Genomic DNA, 16,416 nt, shown 5'->3' with positions numbered 1-16,416 from the left:
GCTTAATTATTAGCGATTCTTATAATGTCTGCAAATAAACCAGAAGCCGTAACATCTGCACCAGCACCAGCACCTTTAATAATCATAGGTTGTTCTGGATAACGTTGTGTGTAAAACATAACGATATTATCTTTTCCTTTTAGGTTATAAAATGGATGACCTTCTGGTATTTCTTTTAATCCTACTTTAGCTTTTCCGTCGTTAAACTCGGCAACAAATTTTAGTTGACAATTTTTATCTTCAGCAGATTTAAATAAGCTTTGGTAATAAGCTTCGTCAGTTTTTAAGGTTTCAAAGAAATCATCCACAGATGCTGCTTTCATGGCTGCATCAGTTAAGAAATTATCACTTTCTAAATCGGCAAGCTCAATAGCGTGTCCACTTTCTCTAGCTAAAATTAAGACCTTACGCGCTACATCAATTCCACTTAAATCAATTCTTGGGTCAGGTTCTGTGTAACCTTCTTCTTGTGCTTGTTTTACCACATCATAAAATGTAGTTTCAGCATTAAAGTTATTGAATATAAAGTTTAAGCTACCAGATAAAACAGCTTGTATGGTATTGATTTTATCTCCAGAAGTTATTAAATGACTTAATGTGTCAATAACTGGTAAGCCAGCACCTACATTGGTTTCAAATAAGAATGAAGCATTGTATTTACGCGATAAAGCTTTTAACTCATTATAGTATTCAATATTTCCAGAACATGCAATTTTGTTGCATGCTACAACAGAAATGCTTTGTTTTAAATATTCTCCGTAAATATTAGAAACCGCTTCGTTTGCAGTAATATCTACAAAAACAGAGTTTCTTAAATTTAAGGATTTTGCATGCTGAAAGAAACCATCTAAACTTGCTGTTTCGCCAGCTTCTAATTGTTCTTTCCAGTTTTTAAGATTAATACCTTCATCATTTACAACCATTTTTCTAGAGTTTGATAAACCTGCAACTCTTAGATTGATTTTAAAGTTTTCTTTAACGTATGCTTTTTGTTGTTTTATTTGTTCTATAAGTCGTTCGCCAACATTACCAACACCAGTAATGAACAAATTAATTTGTTTAGTTTTTATTTCAAAAAACTGCTCGTGTAAACTATTCAAAGCCTTTTTTACGTCATTTTTATGAATAATAGCAGAAATATTACGCTCAGATGCACCTTGTGCAATCGCTCTAATATTGACGTTGTTTTTTCCAAGTGTACTAAACATTTTTCCGCTAATACCTTGATGACTTTTCATTTTATCACCAATAACAGCAATAATGGATAGATCCGTTTCAACGACTATTGGGTCAATTTTTTGAAGCGTAATTTCGTATTCAAAAACAGTATCAATAACTTCTTTTGCGCGTTGCGCATCATTAGTAGAAATTCCGAAACAAATAGAATGTTCAGAAGACGATTGTGTTATTAATATAATATTGATTTTTTCTTGAGCAAGCGTTTCAAATAAACGTTTACTAAAACCAGGTACTCCAACCATTCCGTTACCTTGTAACGTTAGTAACGCAATGTTCTCAATATTACTAATTCCTTTTACAGGAGAATTATCATTGTTAGACGTATTTTTAGTAATAGTTGTACCAATTGCTTCAGGATCCATTGTGTTTTTAATTACAATAGGAATTTGCTTTTTAAGCACAGGCATTACGGTTGGTGGATATAATACTTTTGCACCAAAATGCGATAATTCTACCGCTTCTTGGTAAGATAACTCAACAATAGGAGAGGCTTGTTTTACCAGTTTTGGGTTTGTAGTGTACATACCACTAACGTCTGTCCAAATTTGTAATTCGTCAGCATCCATAGCCGCAGCAATAATAGCTGCTGTATAATCAGAACCACCACGACCTAATGTTGTAATTTCTCCATGTGCTGACTTTGAAACAAAACCAGGAAATAAAACAATGGCATTAGAATTTGAACTAAAAAACTCTTGAATATTAGTATTTGTAATTTCAAAATTTACAATAGCATTGTTAAAGTTAGAATCTGTAACAATAACCTCTTGTGAGTTTTTTAAAGCAGCATCTATCTGTCTCGCTTTTAGAGTATGGTAAATAATAGTTGAAGATAATGCTTCACCAAAACTTAATAGTTTATCTTTTGTTTGAGGTGATAATTCGTTAATAAGATAAATACCATTTAAAAGACTTTTAAGCTCATTTAATTTTTCTGAAATTAATTCGCGTAAATTATCCTGATGTTTTTGTAATTCACTATCATTTTCTGAGTTTTCAAATAACCCTTCAATAACTTTATTGTGTATAGACCAAATAACATCGTATTTCTGTTTATAATCTTCGTTTTTATCACAAGCTAAATTAGCTGCTTCTAATAATTTATCCGTAATACCGCCAACGGCAGATACTACAACAGCAATATTTGTATTTTTAGATTGTTGATCTAATATATTTATAACTTTATTTATGTTTTCGGCTGAACCTACTGATGTTCCACCAAATTTAAGAACTTTCATATTTTATAGAATTTAAGAGAATAAGATGTCTGTATAGACAAAAAGGGACGGAAAGCATATTATAAATTACCCCAAAGGGTAATAATAGTTGAAATGAAAAACATAGAAATAGACATACGGAATGTATGTGCGATTGTATTTTCTGTTGTGTTTATTTTTTTCGTCATTACACGTCAAAAGTATTATTTTTACAACAATAATAAAACTAATTTTTCCTTTTTAGGGAATTGGTAAAAAAGTGCTAGTCTTTGCATTTAAATTGAATTATTGCTAGCGTTTTATAATAAGTATTAAACTATTCACATGAAACAAATACAATTATAAATTAAATTCTTAAAATGAAATTATTAATAATGTTACAGGTGATCACTTTAAAATAATAATTAGTACAGATGAAATTATTTTCAAAAGAACAAATTTATGAAGGCGATAAATTAACAACAGAGCGTCAAAAAATAACATCAACGGATTTAATGGAGCGTGCCGGAATTCAGATATTTAATTGGATTCACACGCGTATGCAAGGCGCGCAAGTACCAATACATGTGTTTTGTGGAATTGGCAATAATGGAGGAGATGGTTTAGTATTAGCTAGACATTTGGTGACACATGGTTATAATGTAGTAACATATATTGTGAACTGTAGCGATAAACGTACTAAAGATTTTTTGTTCAATTATGATCGCATAAAAAACGTAACTAAGGATTGGCCAAAAATGCTAAGTTGCAAAAATGATTTCTCAGAAATAGTTATAAAAGAAGAGGATATTATTGTAGATGCCGTTTTTGGTATTGGGTTAAACCGTCCACCAAATGATTGGGTTAAAGCTTTGTTTGCGCAATTTAAGACTTCTAAAGCCTTTACATTATCTATCGATATTCCTTCTGGTTTATATACAGATAAAGTTATTGAAGATGAGAATAATGTAGTTAATGCTAATTATACTTTAAGCTTCCAATCACCTAAATTAGTATTCTTTTTACCAGAAACAGCTAAATATACCGTACAATGGGAAGTGTTAGATATTGGAATAGATCGCGATTATCTAATACAGACAGAAACAGATATAGAACTTATTTCAAAACATGAAGTGTTACCATTATATAAGCCAAGATCAAAATTTTCTAATAAAGGCGATTTTGGACATGTGATGATTTTAGGTGGAAGTTATGGTAAAATAGGAGCGGTTAATTTAGCTAGTAGAGCAGCATTAGGTGCTGGCGCAGGTTTGGTTACAGCATATACTCCTAAATGTGGTTATCATAGTTTACAATCTGCAGTACCAGAAGTTATGCTTATAACAGATAGTGACGAAACCCATATAACTAATATATCTTATGATATTGAACCAACAGTTATTGGTGTTGGAGTAGGATTAGGTACTTCTGCTAGAACGGCTAAAACGTTTGAAGCATTTCTAAAAACAAACAAAACACCTTTGGTTATTGATGCAGATGGATTAAATCTATTATCCAAAAAGAAGGCTTTATTAAAGTTGTTGCCCGAACAAACTATTATTACGCCACATCCTAAAGAGCTAGAACGCTTAATTGGAAAATGGTCTGATGATTTTGAAAAGCTAAAGAAAGTAAAGGCATTTTCTAAAAAGTATAATGTAATAGTCTTAATAAAAGGGGCTAATTCTATAACTGTATATCAAGATAAGCTTTATATTAATACCACAGGAAATCCAGGAATGGCGACTGCGGGTTCTGGTGATGTCTTAACGGGAATTATTTCTAGTTTAGTAGCGCAAGGTTATGAACATTTGTCTGCAACAATTTTTGCAGTTTATTTACATGGGAAATCCGCAGATATAGAATTAGAAGATTATGGTTATCAGAGTTTAATTGCTAGTCATATTATAGAAGGTATTGGGAAAGCTTACATAGATTTATTTAAACAACCAGAGCAACCAAATGAGGTAGAACAGCAAGAAGAAACACCGCAATAGAGATTGAAAAAATAAAGTAAATAAAGCCTGTCTAAATTATTTTAGACAGGCTTTTTATTATAACTGAATAGTGTTAAAACTTACAACAATTCGTTTAGTAATTTTACTAATGCAGGATTAGATGGTCTAGGAGCATCCGCACTTACAATATTTCCATTTGGATCAATAAGAATAAATCTAGGAATAGAATTTACTTTATAGCTTTTCATAAATTCAGAAGAAAAAGCCTTATCGGCCATAAGTTGAATACCTCCTAATTCTTTATCTACAATCATTTTTTTCCAACCTTGGTATGCAGCAGCAGCGTCATTTTTATAGCCACGACCATTATCTACTGATATACTTACAAATTCAATGTTTTTATTATGAAATTGTTCTTCAACTTTTTTAAGTGAAGGAATCTCTTTAATACAAGGACCACACCAGGTTGCCCAAACATCTATATATACAAATTTCCCTCTTAAATCAGAAAGTGAAGTGTTTCCACCAGCATTATTTTCATAGTCTTTAAAGTCAGGAGAAGGCGAACCTTTTGGCATTGCATCTCGTGTTGAAAGCTTTGCTGACATAAATTTTGTAACCTGACCTAATGTGCCATTAATATTTTTATCCATCATAGCAATATGTGTAGAATCAACATCTGAAAATTTTGTTTTTAAACCTTCATAATCAGTTTTGTATTGCTTAGTAGCATTTTCAAAATCTTCTTTAGTTCCGTTTGCAATAAGATCTTCAGTGAAATGCTTTTTTGATAATAGAAATGATTTTAATGAAAAGTTGTTAATATCTGATGCATCACCTTTAAATTCCATAGAATCAACAAAAGAATTATAGTCGGTTTCAAAAGAAGTAACATTGTCGTTTTTTAAATAAATAGGACCAAATTCTTTACCATGCTGAAAATTATAATCACCAGCAATAACTTTTAAGGTATCCTTAAATGTACCGTCGTCATTTAAAGTGATTGTTTTTTCATAATTTCTACCTTGAAAAATTCTAAGTGTTTTACTTTCATCTGGATTTGCAATTTTCCCAGAAAGTGTAACATAATCTTTAGGTTCACCTTTGCATGCAACTATTGTAACTGCTAAACAAAGTAATAATATTTTCTTCATAATATGTATTTTTTTCGAATGCAAAAATAAACATTAAAAGCCAATAACAAAGACGCAATGAATTATTAACAAATCCTTGTAAAGTGCAAAATTATTCTCAATTTTGAATACTAAATAATATAACTAATGGATAACTATCATATCATCTCTTCAGACGCTTTAGATATTGTAACGATTTACAATATTTTTTATGAAAACAAAAAATTAAAACTGTCTGAAGAATCAATAAATAGTATTAAAAAATGTAAAGCATATTTAGATGGTAAATTGGCTAATAATAAAAAACCAATGTATGGTATTAATACAGGTTTTGGCTCTTTGTATAATGTGAAAATTTCTGATTCAGATTTAAGTCAACTGCAAGAAAATTTAGTAATGTCTCATGCTTGTGGAACAGGAGAGCGTGTACCAGAATCTATTGTTAAAGTGATGCTGCTTTTAAAGATTCAGTCATTAAGTTATGGCCATAGTGGTGTACAATTAGCCACTGTAGAAAGATTAATAGAATTTTTTAATAACGATATATTTCCATTTGTATTTACGCAAGGGTCATTAGGTGCTTCGGGTGATTTAGCACCATTAGCACATTTAGCTTTACCTTTATTAGGAAAAGGTAAAGTGGTACATAACAATAAAGAATACGAAGCAGCAACACTTTTAGAAGAATTTAATTGGCAACCAATTACACTAGAAGCTAAGGAAGGTTTGGCTTTATTAAATGGTACACAATTTATGAGTTCTTATGGTGTTTATTTATTACTAATGTCTCATAAAACATCTTACTTAGCGGATATAATAGCTAGTATTTCTTTAGATGCTTTTGACGGTCGTTTAGATCCTTTTCATGATTTAGTACATGCTGTAAGGCCACATCCTGGTCAAAGAAAAGTAGCTAGACGTTTTAATGAGTTCTTAAAAGGGAGTGAACTTATTGAGCGCGAAAAAGAACATGTACAAGATCCCTACTCTTTCCGTTGTATTCCGCAAGTTCATGGTGCCACAAAAGACACCTTAGATTTTGTTGAAAAAGTAATTTTAACGGAAATTAATTCGGTAACCGATAATCCTAATATTTTTCATGAAGAAGATTTAATTATTTCTGGTGGAAATTTTCATGGTCAGCCTTTAGCATTAGCACTAGATTATTTAAAAATAGCAATGGCGGAAGTTGGAAATATTTCTGAGCGAAGAGTTTTTCAATTAGTGTCTGGCTTAAGAGGTTTACCAGCATTTTTAGTTGATAACCCGGGATTAAATTCTGGTTTTATGATTCCTCAATACACAGCTGCAAGTATTGTTAGTGCAAATAAGCAATTGGCAACGCCTGCTAGTGTAGATAGTATTGTTTCGAGTAATGGACAAGAAGATCATGTAAGTATGGGAGCAAATGCAGCTACACAAGCTTATACTTTGGTGAAAAATGTAGAACGAGTTATTGCTATTGAATTAATGAATGCATCTCAAGCAATAGAATTTAGAAGACCATTGAAAACCTCTCCATTATTGGAGTCATTTTTAGAACAGTACAGAAAAGTAGTACCATTTATAAAAGTAGATGAAGTTTTGCATGATGATATACAAGCTTCAATTCAATTTTTACAAGATGTTGATATTGAAATAGAAGAGTTGTTTTTAAATCATTATGATCTAAAATAGATTAATTAGGGCTATTGCTAACTAATTCATCGGTCCATAATAAAGCTTCCTTCATATCTGAGAAGATTTTATAAGGCTTTTTAAAAAATAGTCGCTCTATTTTTGCATTTCCTAATGCTTTATGATTGCTAGAAACAATGGCAAGACCTAGTAAGTTTTTTACTTTAAAAGTTTCGTAATAAACTTTTGGGTCAAGTGAATAAGAATTAATTCTATTAGAGATATAAACAAATTTGCTATCGCTAAAAAATTTCTCTGCGACTTCTATTAAAATATTATTATCATCAGAAGTGAGGTGTATTCCTTCATTAACGGTTGTAATAATGTGGTTGTCATATATTTCCATTTGACAGATGTCAAAAGTAAGCAGTTCTCTCATACTAAATCTTTGGTTGGGCATTGTAAAATAAAAAAAAACTCCTTCATAACGAAGGAGTTTTTTTAATTTAGAATGACTTTTTTTAAGATTCAGTCTTCTTTTCCGAAGATTTTATCTTAATACTTAATTCATCATTTTTTTCATCTAAATCCATGGTAATGGTATCACCTTCATGGATTTTTGAATTAATGATTTCCTCAGCTAAGGCATCTTCAACGTATTTTTGAATAGCCCTATTTAAAGGTCTTGCTCCATATTGTTTATCGAAGCCTTTTTCAGCAATATAATCTTTTGCTTTGTCTGTAAGTTTAAGGGAATATCCTAAATCTTTAATTCTTTCGATAAGTTTAACTAATTCAATATCAATAATCTTGTTAATGTCTTCTTTTTCTAGAGCATTAAAGACAATTACGTCATCTATTCTATTAAGGAATTCTGGAGCAAATGCTTTCTTTAAGGCATTTTCTATTACTGCTTTAGCATGATCTGATTCTTGAGCAACTGCTGCTGAAGTACCAAAACCAACACCTGTTCCAAAGTCTTTAAGTTTTCTAGCTCCAATATTAGATGTCATAATAATGATAGTATTTCTAAAATCAATCTTACGACCTAAGCTGTCAGTTAGATAACCATCATCCAAAACTTGTAATAGCATGTTAAACACATCTGGATGCGCTTTTTCAATTTCATCTAATAAAACTACAGCATAAGGTTTACGTCTTATTTTTTCAGTTAATTGTCCACCTTCTTCATATCCTACGTATCCTGGAGGCGCACCAATTAAACGAGAAATCGCGAATTTCTCCATGTATTCACTCATGTCTATACGCACAAGAGAATCATCGCTTTCAAACAACTCACGAGCTAAAACTTTTGCTAACTGTGTTTTACCAACACCAGTTTGACCTAAAAAGATAAATGAACCAATTGGTTTATTAGGGTCTTTTAGTCCGGCTCGGTTTCTCTGAATAGCTTTTACAACCTTTGCAACGGCTTGATCTTGTCCAATTACTTTACCTTTAATTAGATCTGGTAATTGTGAAAGCTTTGTGATTTCTGTCTGTGCAATTTTGTTTACAGGAATTCCTGTCATCATAGAAACCACATCTGCAACATTATCTTCAGTTACAATTTCTTTATGTTGTTTTGTTTCTTCTTCCCATTTTTCTTGGGCAGTTGCTAATTCTTTTTCAAGTCGCTTTTCATCATCTCTAAGTTTTGCAGCTTCTTCGTATTTCTGCTTTTTAACAACACTATTCTTAGTTTCTTTAACTTCTTCAAGTTTCTTTTCTAATTCTAGAATTTGTTTTGGTACATCAATATTTGTAATATGAACACGAGAACCAGCTTCATCTAAAGCATCAATAGCTTTGTCTGGAAGGAAACGCTCTGTCATATAACGATTTGTTAACTTTACACATGCTTCAATTGCTTCATCAGTGTAATTCACATTATGGTGTTCTTCATACTTACCTTTTATATTATTAAGGATTTCAATTGTTTCTTCAACGGTAGTTGGTTCTACAATTACTTTCTGAAAACGACGTTCTAAAGCACCATCTTTTTCAATATATTGTCTGTACTCATCTAGAGTAGTAGCACCAATACATTGTATTTCGCCTCTTGCTAATGCTGGTTTAAACATGTTAGAAGCATCTAAACTTCCGGTTGCACCACCTGCACCAACAATGGTATGAATTTCATCTATAAAAAGAATAATATCATCATTCTTTTCAAGTTCATTCATAACAGCTTTCATACGTTCTTCAAACTGTCCTCTATACTTAGTTCCAGCAACTAAACTTGCCAAATCTAAAGTTACAACACGCTTATTAAATAAGGTACGTGATACTTTACGTTTAACGATTCTAAGCGCGAGTCCTTCTGCAATTGCAGATTTACCAACACCAGGTTCACCTATTAATAAAGGGTTGTTTTTCTTTCTTCGACTTAAAATCTGAGATACACGTTGTATTTCTTTTTCTCGACCTACAACTGGATCTAATTTGCCTTCTTCTGCAAGTACAGTTAAGTCTCTTCCAAAATTATCTAATACAGGAGTTTTTGATTTCTTGTTTGCTTTGCTTGCTTGTCCACCAAATGGATTTTGCTTAGCATCCTCTTCTTCATTCATATCATCATCAGAAAACGACTCTGCTTTTGGAGTTTCTAAATAATCATCTTCGCTAGTTGCCATAGATTTAAATTCTTCTTTTACGTTATCATAATCTACTTTAAGCTTGTTTAAAAGCTTAGTTGTTGGATCATTTTCATTTCTTAAAATACACAATAATAAATGTGCTGTATTAATTGAGGTGCTTTGAAACAATTTAGCTTCTAAAAACGTTGTTTTTAATGCACGCTCTGCTTGCCTTGTTAAATGCAAGTTCTTTTTTTCGTTAGATGTTGTAACGATATTTGGGTTAGCAGGACTTAATATCTCTACTTTACGCCTTAAGTGATTAAGATCAACTTCTAATGCGCCTAAAATATCTATTGCTTTACCGTTGCCATCTCTTAATAAGCCAAGCATTAAATGCTCAGTGCCAATAAAATCGTGACCTAAACGTAGCGCTTCTTCTTTGCTGTAAGCAATAACATCTTTAACTCTTGGGGAAAAATTATCATCCATACTATATTCCTTTCTGCTTTAAAAATAATAAAAACATATTAGGTATAAGGCAAAAACCATACCTTAAATTATATGTTTATTTTCTGTAGTAAACGAAGAGAGTAAAAAAGCATTTTAAATCAAAGGAAAATAGGAGATACTTATTAACGAAAAAGATATTAAATATTGTTAATAAAAAATCCTAAAAAGCAAGTCGAATTTATTTAAAAACAGTGGTATTTTGGTTATATTAGCACGTTATGAAAATTCACAAAAAAACTAATTAATTTTATATATGGCAGAAGGAGAAAAACTCATTCCAATTAACATTGAAGATGAAATGAAATCGGCTTACATTGATTATTCAATGTCAGTCATTGTGTCACGTGCGTTACCAGATGTAAGAGATGGTTTAAAACCGGTTCATAGACGTGTACTTTATGGTATGCATGAACTTGGTATTAGAGCAAATAGTGCACATAAAAAATCAGCAAGAATTGTAGGTGAAGTTTTAGGAAAGTACCATCCACATGGTGATACTTCCGTTTATGATGCAATGGTACGTATGGCTCAAGAATGGAGTTTACGTTATATGTTAGTCGATGGACAAGGTAACTTTGGATCTGTAGATGGCGATAGTCCGGCAGCAATGCGTTATACAGAGGCAAGAATGCGTAAGATATCTGAGGATATGTTGGCAGATATTGACAAAGAAACTGTAGATCATAAATTGAACTTTGATGATACTCTTGAAGAACCAACGGTATTGCCAACTCGTATTCCTGGTCTTTTAGTTAATGGAGCTTCTGGTATTGCGGTTGGTATGGCTACGAATATGCCTCCTCACAATTTAACTGAAGTTGTAGATGGAACCATTGCTTATATAGAGAATAACGATATAGAGATTGATGAGTTAATGCAACACATTAAAGCTCCAGATTTTCCAACAGGTGGAACAATTTACGGTTATGATGGTGTAAAGGAAGCTTTTCATACAGGTCGTGGACGTATTGTAATGCGTGGAAAGGCAATTATCGAAGAAGTACAGGGTAGAGAATGTATTATTGTTTCTGAGATTCCTTACCAAGTTAATAAAGCAGACATGATTAAGAAAACTGCTGATATTATTAACGATAAAAAATTAGAGGGTATTTCTACAATTAGAGATGAGTCTGATAGAAATGGAATGCGAATTGTTTACGTATTAAAACGTGATGCTATTCCTAATATTGTACTTAATAAATTATATAAATATACTTCGTTGCAGACGTCTTTTAGTGTAAATAATATTGCACTTGTCAATGGTCGTCCTCAATTATTAAATTTAAAAGAGTTAATTCATTATTTCGTAGAGCACAGACATGATGTTGTTGTTAGACGTACCACTTATGAATTACGAAAAGCAGAAGAACGTGCTCATATATTAGAAGGTTTAATTATTGCTTCAGATAATATTGATGAAGTAATTAAGATTATTCGTGCATCATCTAATGCAGAAGAAGCTCGAAATAATTTAATTGAACGATTTAAACTGTCAGAAATTCAGGCAAAAGCTATTGTTGAGATGCGTTTACGTCAGTTGACAGGTCTAGAACAAGACAAATTGCGTGCTGAGTATGAAGAAATAATGAAAACAATTATAGATCTTAAAGACATCTTAGACAGGAAAGACCGTCGTATGGATATTATTAAAGGAGAACTTGAAGTTGTTAGAGATAAATATGGTGATGACCGTCGTTCTGTTATAGAATATGCAGGTGGAGACTTGAGTATTGAAGATATGATACCAGATGCACAAGTTGTAATTACAATTTCTCATGCTGGTTACATTAAACGTACTTCGCTTACAGAATATAAAACTCAAAATAGAGGAGGAGTTGGGCAGAAAGCTTCAACAACTCGTAATGAAGATTTCTTAGAGCATTTATTTGTTGGTACTAACCATCAATATATGTTATTCTTTACACAAAAAGGAAAATGTTTCTGGATGCGTGTTTATGAAATTCCAGAAGGTTCTAAAACTTCAAAAGGTAGGGCAATTCAGAATTTAATAAATATTGAGCAAGATGATAAAGTGATGGCTTTCATTTGTACTCAAGATTTAAAAGATGAAGATTATATTAATAGTCATTATGTCATAATGGCGACTAAACAAGGTCAGGTTAAGAAAACTTCATTAGAACAATATTCTCGTCCTAGATCTAATGGTATTAATGCTATTACTATTAAAGAAGATGATGTTTTATTAGAAGCAAAGTTAACAACAGGTGAAAGTCAAGTAATGTTGGCTTTAAAATCAGGTAAAGCAATTCGTTTTGAAGAAGCTAAGACAAGACCAATGGGTAGAAATGCCTCTGGTGTTCGTGGAATTAGACTTCAAGATGAAAAAACAGATGAAGTTATAGGAATGATTGCTGTTGATGATATGGAAAGTAACATTCTTGTTGTTTCTGAAAATGGATATGGAAAACGTTCTAGCTTAGAAGATTACAGAATTACCAACAGAGGTGGAAAAGGTGTGAAAACTATTTCTATCACTGAAAAGACTGGTAATTTAGTATCAATTAAAAATGTAACAGATGAAGATGATTTAATGATCATCAATAAATCTGGTATTGCAATTCGTATGGCAGTAGCAGATTTACGTGTAATGGGACGAGCAACTCAAGGGGTGAAACTAATTAACCTTAAAGGTAACGATTCTATTGCAGCTGTGGCAAAAGTGATGAAAGATGATGAAGAGGATATAGAAGATATAGAAGGGGAACTTATTGAAGATAATGTAACTGATAATGAGGACTCTAATGAGGGTGGCACGGCTATTGATAATAATGAAACTGAAAATTAATATTAAACAATAAACTATTTATTACAAGATGAAAAAATTAATGACATTAGTGCTTTTATTGGCAATTGGATCAATGTCTTATGCTCAAAAGAATGAGTTAAAGGCTATTGAAAAAGCACTTAAAAATGTAAACTTCTCGGATGCCAAAGCAGCAATATCATCAGCGGAAGCCTTAATTGGAAACATGGATGATAAGTCTAAAGCAAAATTTTATTATTTGAAGGCACAAGCTTTATATGCTAATGGTGCTGGTACAGACGCAAATATTGATGATGCAATTGAGACTTTGGATCAATTAAAAACATTAGAATCTTCAATTGGTAAGCTAAAATATACAGAGCAGGCTAATGATATGAAATCTAAAATGTTTAACACTTTTATTACCAAAGCAAATGATGCTTTTAATAGTAATAACTTTGAAGCAGCAGCTGACAGATTTGAAAAAATCTACAGAATTTCTCCACAAGACACTTCATATTTATATAGTGCAGCTTATTCATCAATAAAAGCAAATGATTATCCTAGTGCATTAGGTTACTATATAGAACTTGGTGATTTAGGTTATACAGGTATTGCAATGAATCACTTTGCTACGGATAAAGAATCTGGAGAAGAGGTGTTGTATGCTGATAAAGCTGGAAGAGATTTCGCTGTAAAAACCTTAAAAACACATATTAAACCAAGAGATGTTAAAACAGAATCTAGAAGATCTGAAATTGTAAAAAACATTGCCCTTATTTATGCGGATCAAGGAGAAAGTGAAAAAGCTTTAGCAGCAACGGTAGAAGCAAGAGCTGAAAATCCAGACGATTTAGGATTGATTGTTGTGCAAGCACAGACTTATTTAAAGCTAGGTAATAAAGATAAGTTTACTGAATTGATTGATGAAGCTTCTGCAAAGGCTGATGGTAATGCAGAATTCTTATATAATTTAGGAGCATTATTAGGAGAGTCTGATAACACTGAAGAGGCAAAGAAATATTATCAAAAAGCTTTAGATGTGGATCCAAATTATAATAATGCTAACTTAAATATGGCATTTGTAATTTTATCGGATGAAGCTAAGTATATTGAGGAAATGAATGCTATTTTAGAAAGCAATTCTCCTAATTATAACAAATATGATGAAATTAAAGCTAAAGTAAACAAACTTTATTTAGAGGCTATTCCATATTTGGAAAAATCATTAAGCTTAAATGAAAGCATTAATACAGCTAAAAACTTAATGAATTTATATAGTGCAATTGGAGACACTGATAAATTTAAAGCGATGAAAGCTAAATATGAATCAATGGAAGCAGCAGCTGGTGGAAATTAATTCTAATAGAATTTGTAAATAAAAAAAGCGGCTAATTTTAGTCGCTTTTTTTTATACTATTTTTTTTATTACTCTGAGTTTATGAGTATGCATATTTTTCTCTTTGTTATAAATACCACTATGATCTAAACGGTCAATTCTAACTTTGCCATGTGCATGTATAATATAATTATCTTTCATAATAATACCAACATGTGTTATGTGGCCTTCATTATTATCAAAAAATGCTAAGTCTCCAGGTTCGCTTTCTTCAATAAAACTTAAAGCTTCTCCCTGAGTTGCTTGTTCTGAAGCATCTCTGAGTAGAGAATAACCATTAAGTTTATAAACCATTTGTGTAAAGCCAGAACAATCAATACCAAATGGTGTTTTTCCTCCCCAGAAATATGGTGCATTTAAATACAAAAACGATGTATTGATAATGTTTTCTTTATTACTTTTTGAAGTCAAAGAAGATCCATCAAAGTTATGATTTAGCAATTGTAAACCATTTAAATCTGAACCTACGGGAATTGGATAAAGGTTGTTTAAATCATCTGAAACAAACTCAATTAAATCTTTAGATAATTTTATACCTGCTGATTGAAGTTCAATATAATTAGACTCTTCAATTTCTAAGTATTGCTTATTATCGATCCAACCTTCATAATTATCGAAAGCAAAGCGAATACGACTCCATTTTTTTCGCTGCTCTAGCACTTTAAAAAAATCACCGTACAATGCTTGCGTTACCATTTCACTGGTATCGCTAGGTTCTAATCGTATGGGTACAATGCCAAGATTGCAAATGCCGTATTGCATAAAATTTGGTTAAGCGATTTCTAATACTAAAGCGGAAGCGCCACCACCACCATTACAGATAGCAGCAGCTCCTAGTTTAGCATTATTTTGATGTAAAACATTAATTAATGTTACAAGAATTCGAGCTCCTGAGCATCCAAGTGGATGACCTAAAGAAACAGCGCCTCCATTAACATTTACATTACTATCGTTTAATCCTAAAATTTTCATGTTTGCTAATCCAACTATAGAAAATGCTTCGTTAAATTCAAAATAATCAACATCACTTAACTCTACATTAGCCTTTGCCAACGCTTTCGGTAATGCTTTTGATGGTGCCGTTGTAAACCATTCTGGTTCGTGTGCAGCATCAGCATACCCTTTTATTGTTGCAATAGGTTTTAAACCTAATTCATTAGCCTTGTCTTTACTCATTAATATAAGTGCAGCAGCACCATCATTAATTGTAGATGCATTTGCAGCAGTGACGGTTCCGTCTTTTGTAAAAGCAGGACGTAATACAGGAATCTTTTCCATTTTAACATTAGTATACTCTTCGTCTGTATCAACAATAACAGGTTCTCCACGACGTTGAGGAACTTCAACTGGTATTACTTCTTCTTTAAATTTTCCAGCATCCCAAGCAGCTTTAGAGCGCTCGTAAGATTGAACAGCAAATGCATCTTGATCTTCTCTAGAGAATTTATATTCTGTAGCACAAGCATCAGCACTAACTCCCATTGCATTATTATCGTAAGCATCAACTAAACCATCTTTTTGCATACCATCTTCAAGTGTAGCAGGCCCAAATTTTGTACCAGTACGTGCATGGTAATAATGAGGTATTGAACTCATGTTTTCCATTCCACCAGCAACAATAATATCTGCATCCCCTAATTGAATAGCTTGAGCAGCTTGCATAACAGCTTTCATTCCAGAAGCACAAACTTTATTAATCGTAGTACAAGGTGTTGTATTTGGTAAGCCAGCATAAATTGCAGCTTGTCTAGCAGGTGCCTGACCTGTACCAGCTTGCACTACATTACCCATAATGACTTCATTGACCAGTTCTGGTTTCAAATTAATCTTATCTAAAGCTCCTTTTATAGCAGCAGCTCCTAATCTTGGAGCAGGTACAGAAGATAAACTTCCTAAAAAACTTCCAATAGGTGTTCTAACCGCAGAAACGATAACGACTTCCTTGTTCATAATAAAATTGTTTGATGTTATTTAATGCGAAATTAAACATTTTTTAAGAGATTTTAGAATGTATTATT

General features: G+C 32.1%; 10 protein-coding genes. 4 read left to right on the top strand and 6 right to left on the bottom strand.

The features are described from left to right. Positions 1–2 precede the first annotated feature (2 nt). A complete protein-coding gene (gene thrA / locus Q0807_RS15355; RefSeq protein WP_299111348.1) occupies positions 3–2,477 on the bottom strand; it encodes a bifunctional aspartate kinase/homoserine dehydrogenase I in 2,475 nt (824 codons plus the stop codon). A gap of 392 nt (positions 2,478–2,869) precedes the next feature. Here thrA and Q0807_RS15350 point away from each other — a divergent pair, with 392 nt between their 5' ends. After that, positions 2,870–4,432, top strand: coding sequence for an NAD(P)H-hydrate dehydratase (locus Q0807_RS15350; protein WP_299111346.1), 1,563 nt, complete (start codon positions 2,870–2,872; stop codon positions 4,430–4,432). Between the two features lie 80 nt (positions 4,433–4,512). Here Q0807_RS15350 and Q0807_RS15345 read toward each other — a convergent pair whose 3' ends face one another. After that, positions 4,513–5,547 (bottom strand): TlpA disulfide reductase family protein, encoded by a 1,035-nt coding sequence (locus tag Q0807_RS15345; RefSeq protein WP_299111344.1) that lies wholly within the window; start codon positions 5,545–5,547, stop codon positions 4,513–4,515. Positions 5,548–5,673: 126 nt separating this feature from the next. Between Q0807_RS15345 and hutH the strand changes: the two genes are divergently transcribed. Further along, on the top strand, positions 5,674–7,203 hold the full coding sequence (hutH, locus tag Q0807_RS15340; RefSeq protein WP_299111342.1) for a histidine ammonia-lyase: 1,530 nt from the start codon (positions 5,674–5,676) through the stop codon (positions 7,201–7,203). A gap of 1 nt (position 7,204) precedes the next feature. Here the strand turns inward: hutH and Q0807_RS15335 are convergent, their stop codons facing one another. Then, positions 7,205–7,582, bottom strand: coding sequence for a hypothetical protein (locus Q0807_RS15335; protein WP_299111340.1), 378 nt, complete (start codon positions 7,580–7,582; stop codon positions 7,205–7,207). Between the two features lie 82 nt (positions 7,583–7,664). After that, positions 7,665–10,214 (bottom strand): ATP-dependent Clp protease ATP-binding subunit, encoded by a 2,550-nt coding sequence (locus tag Q0807_RS15330; RefSeq protein ID WP_299111338.1) that lies wholly within the window; start codon positions 10,212–10,214, stop codon positions 7,665–7,667. A gap of 274 nt (positions 10,215–10,488) precedes the next feature. Between Q0807_RS15330 and gyrA the strand changes: the two genes are divergently transcribed. Both gyrA and Q0807_RS15320 read left to right on the top strand, forming a co-directional pair. Next, the gene (gyrA, locus tag Q0807_RS15325) at positions 10,489–13,041 is read left to right on the top strand and encodes a DNA gyrase subunit A (protein WP_299111336.1); all 2,553 of its coding nucleotides are present in this window, start codon (positions 10,489–10,491) and stop codon (positions 13,039–13,041) included. Positions 13,042–13,069: 28 nt separating this feature from the next. Continuing rightward, the gene (locus Q0807_RS15320; protein WP_299111334.1) at positions 13,070–14,359 is read left to right on the top strand and encodes a tetratricopeptide repeat protein; all 1,290 of its coding nucleotides are present in this window, start codon (positions 13,070–13,072) and stop codon (positions 14,357–14,359) included. Positions 14,360–14,410: 51 nt separating this feature from the next. Here the strand turns inward: Q0807_RS15320 and Q0807_RS15315 are convergent, their stop codons facing one another. Then, on the bottom strand, positions 14,411–15,160 hold the full coding sequence (locus Q0807_RS15315; protein ID WP_299111333.1) for a C40 family peptidase: 750 nt from the start codon (positions 15,158–15,160) through the stop codon (positions 14,411–14,413). A gap of 9 nt (positions 15,161–15,169) precedes the next feature. Beyond that, positions 15,170–16,348 carry an acetyl-CoA C-acyltransferase gene (locus tag Q0807_RS15310; RefSeq protein WP_299111331.1) on the bottom strand — a complete coding sequence of 393 codons (1,179 nt, stop codon included), beginning with the start codon at positions 16,346–16,348 and terminating at the stop codon, positions 15,170–15,172. Positions 16,349–16,416: the final 68 nt, after the last annotated feature.

Source organism: uncultured Winogradskyella sp. (assembly GCF_947495255.1).
Classification (GTDB): domain Bacteria; phylum Bacteroidota; class Bacteroidia; order Flavobacteriales; family Flavobacteriaceae; genus Winogradskyella.
This window is presented reverse-complemented; position numbering and strand designations above follow the sequence as displayed.

Excerpts from the sequence above, each read along its gene's own strand:
- thrA (WP_299111348.1), bottom strand. The coding sequence starts at position 2,477 with ATGAAAGTTCTTAAATTTGGTGGAACATCAGTAGGTTCAGCCGAAAAC.
- Q0807_RS15350 (WP_299111346.1), top strand. The coding sequence starts at position 2,870 with ATGAAATTATTTTCAAAAGAACAAATTTATGAAGGCGATAAATTAACA.
- Q0807_RS15345 (WP_299111344.1), bottom strand. The coding sequence starts at position 5,547 with ATGAAGAAAATATTATTACTTTGTTTAGCAGTTACAATAGTTGCATGC.
- hutH (WP_299111342.1), top strand. The coding sequence starts at position 5,674 with ATGGATAACTATCATATCATCTCTTCAGACGCTTTAGATATTGTAACG.
- Q0807_RS15335 (WP_299111340.1), bottom strand. The coding sequence starts at position 7,582 with ATGAGAGAACTGCTTACTTTTGACATCTGTCAAATGGAAATATATGAC.
- Q0807_RS15330 (WP_299111338.1), bottom strand. The coding sequence starts at position 10,214 with ATGGATGATAATTTTTCCCCAAGAGTTAAAGATGTTATTGCTTACAGC.
- gyrA (WP_299111336.1), top strand. The coding sequence starts at position 10,489 with ATGGCAGAAGGAGAAAAACTCATTCCAATTAACATTGAAGATGAAATG.
- Q0807_RS15320 (WP_299111334.1), top strand. The coding sequence starts at position 13,070 with ATGAAAAAATTAATGACATTAGTGCTTTTATTGGCAATTGGATCAATG.
- Q0807_RS15315 (WP_299111333.1), bottom strand. The coding sequence starts at position 15,160 with ATGCAATACGGCATTTGCAATCTTGGCATTGTACCCATACGATTAGAA.
- Q0807_RS15310 (WP_299111331.1), bottom strand. The coding sequence starts at position 16,348 with ATGAACAAGGAAGTCGTTATCGTTTCTGCGGTTAGAACACCTATTGGA.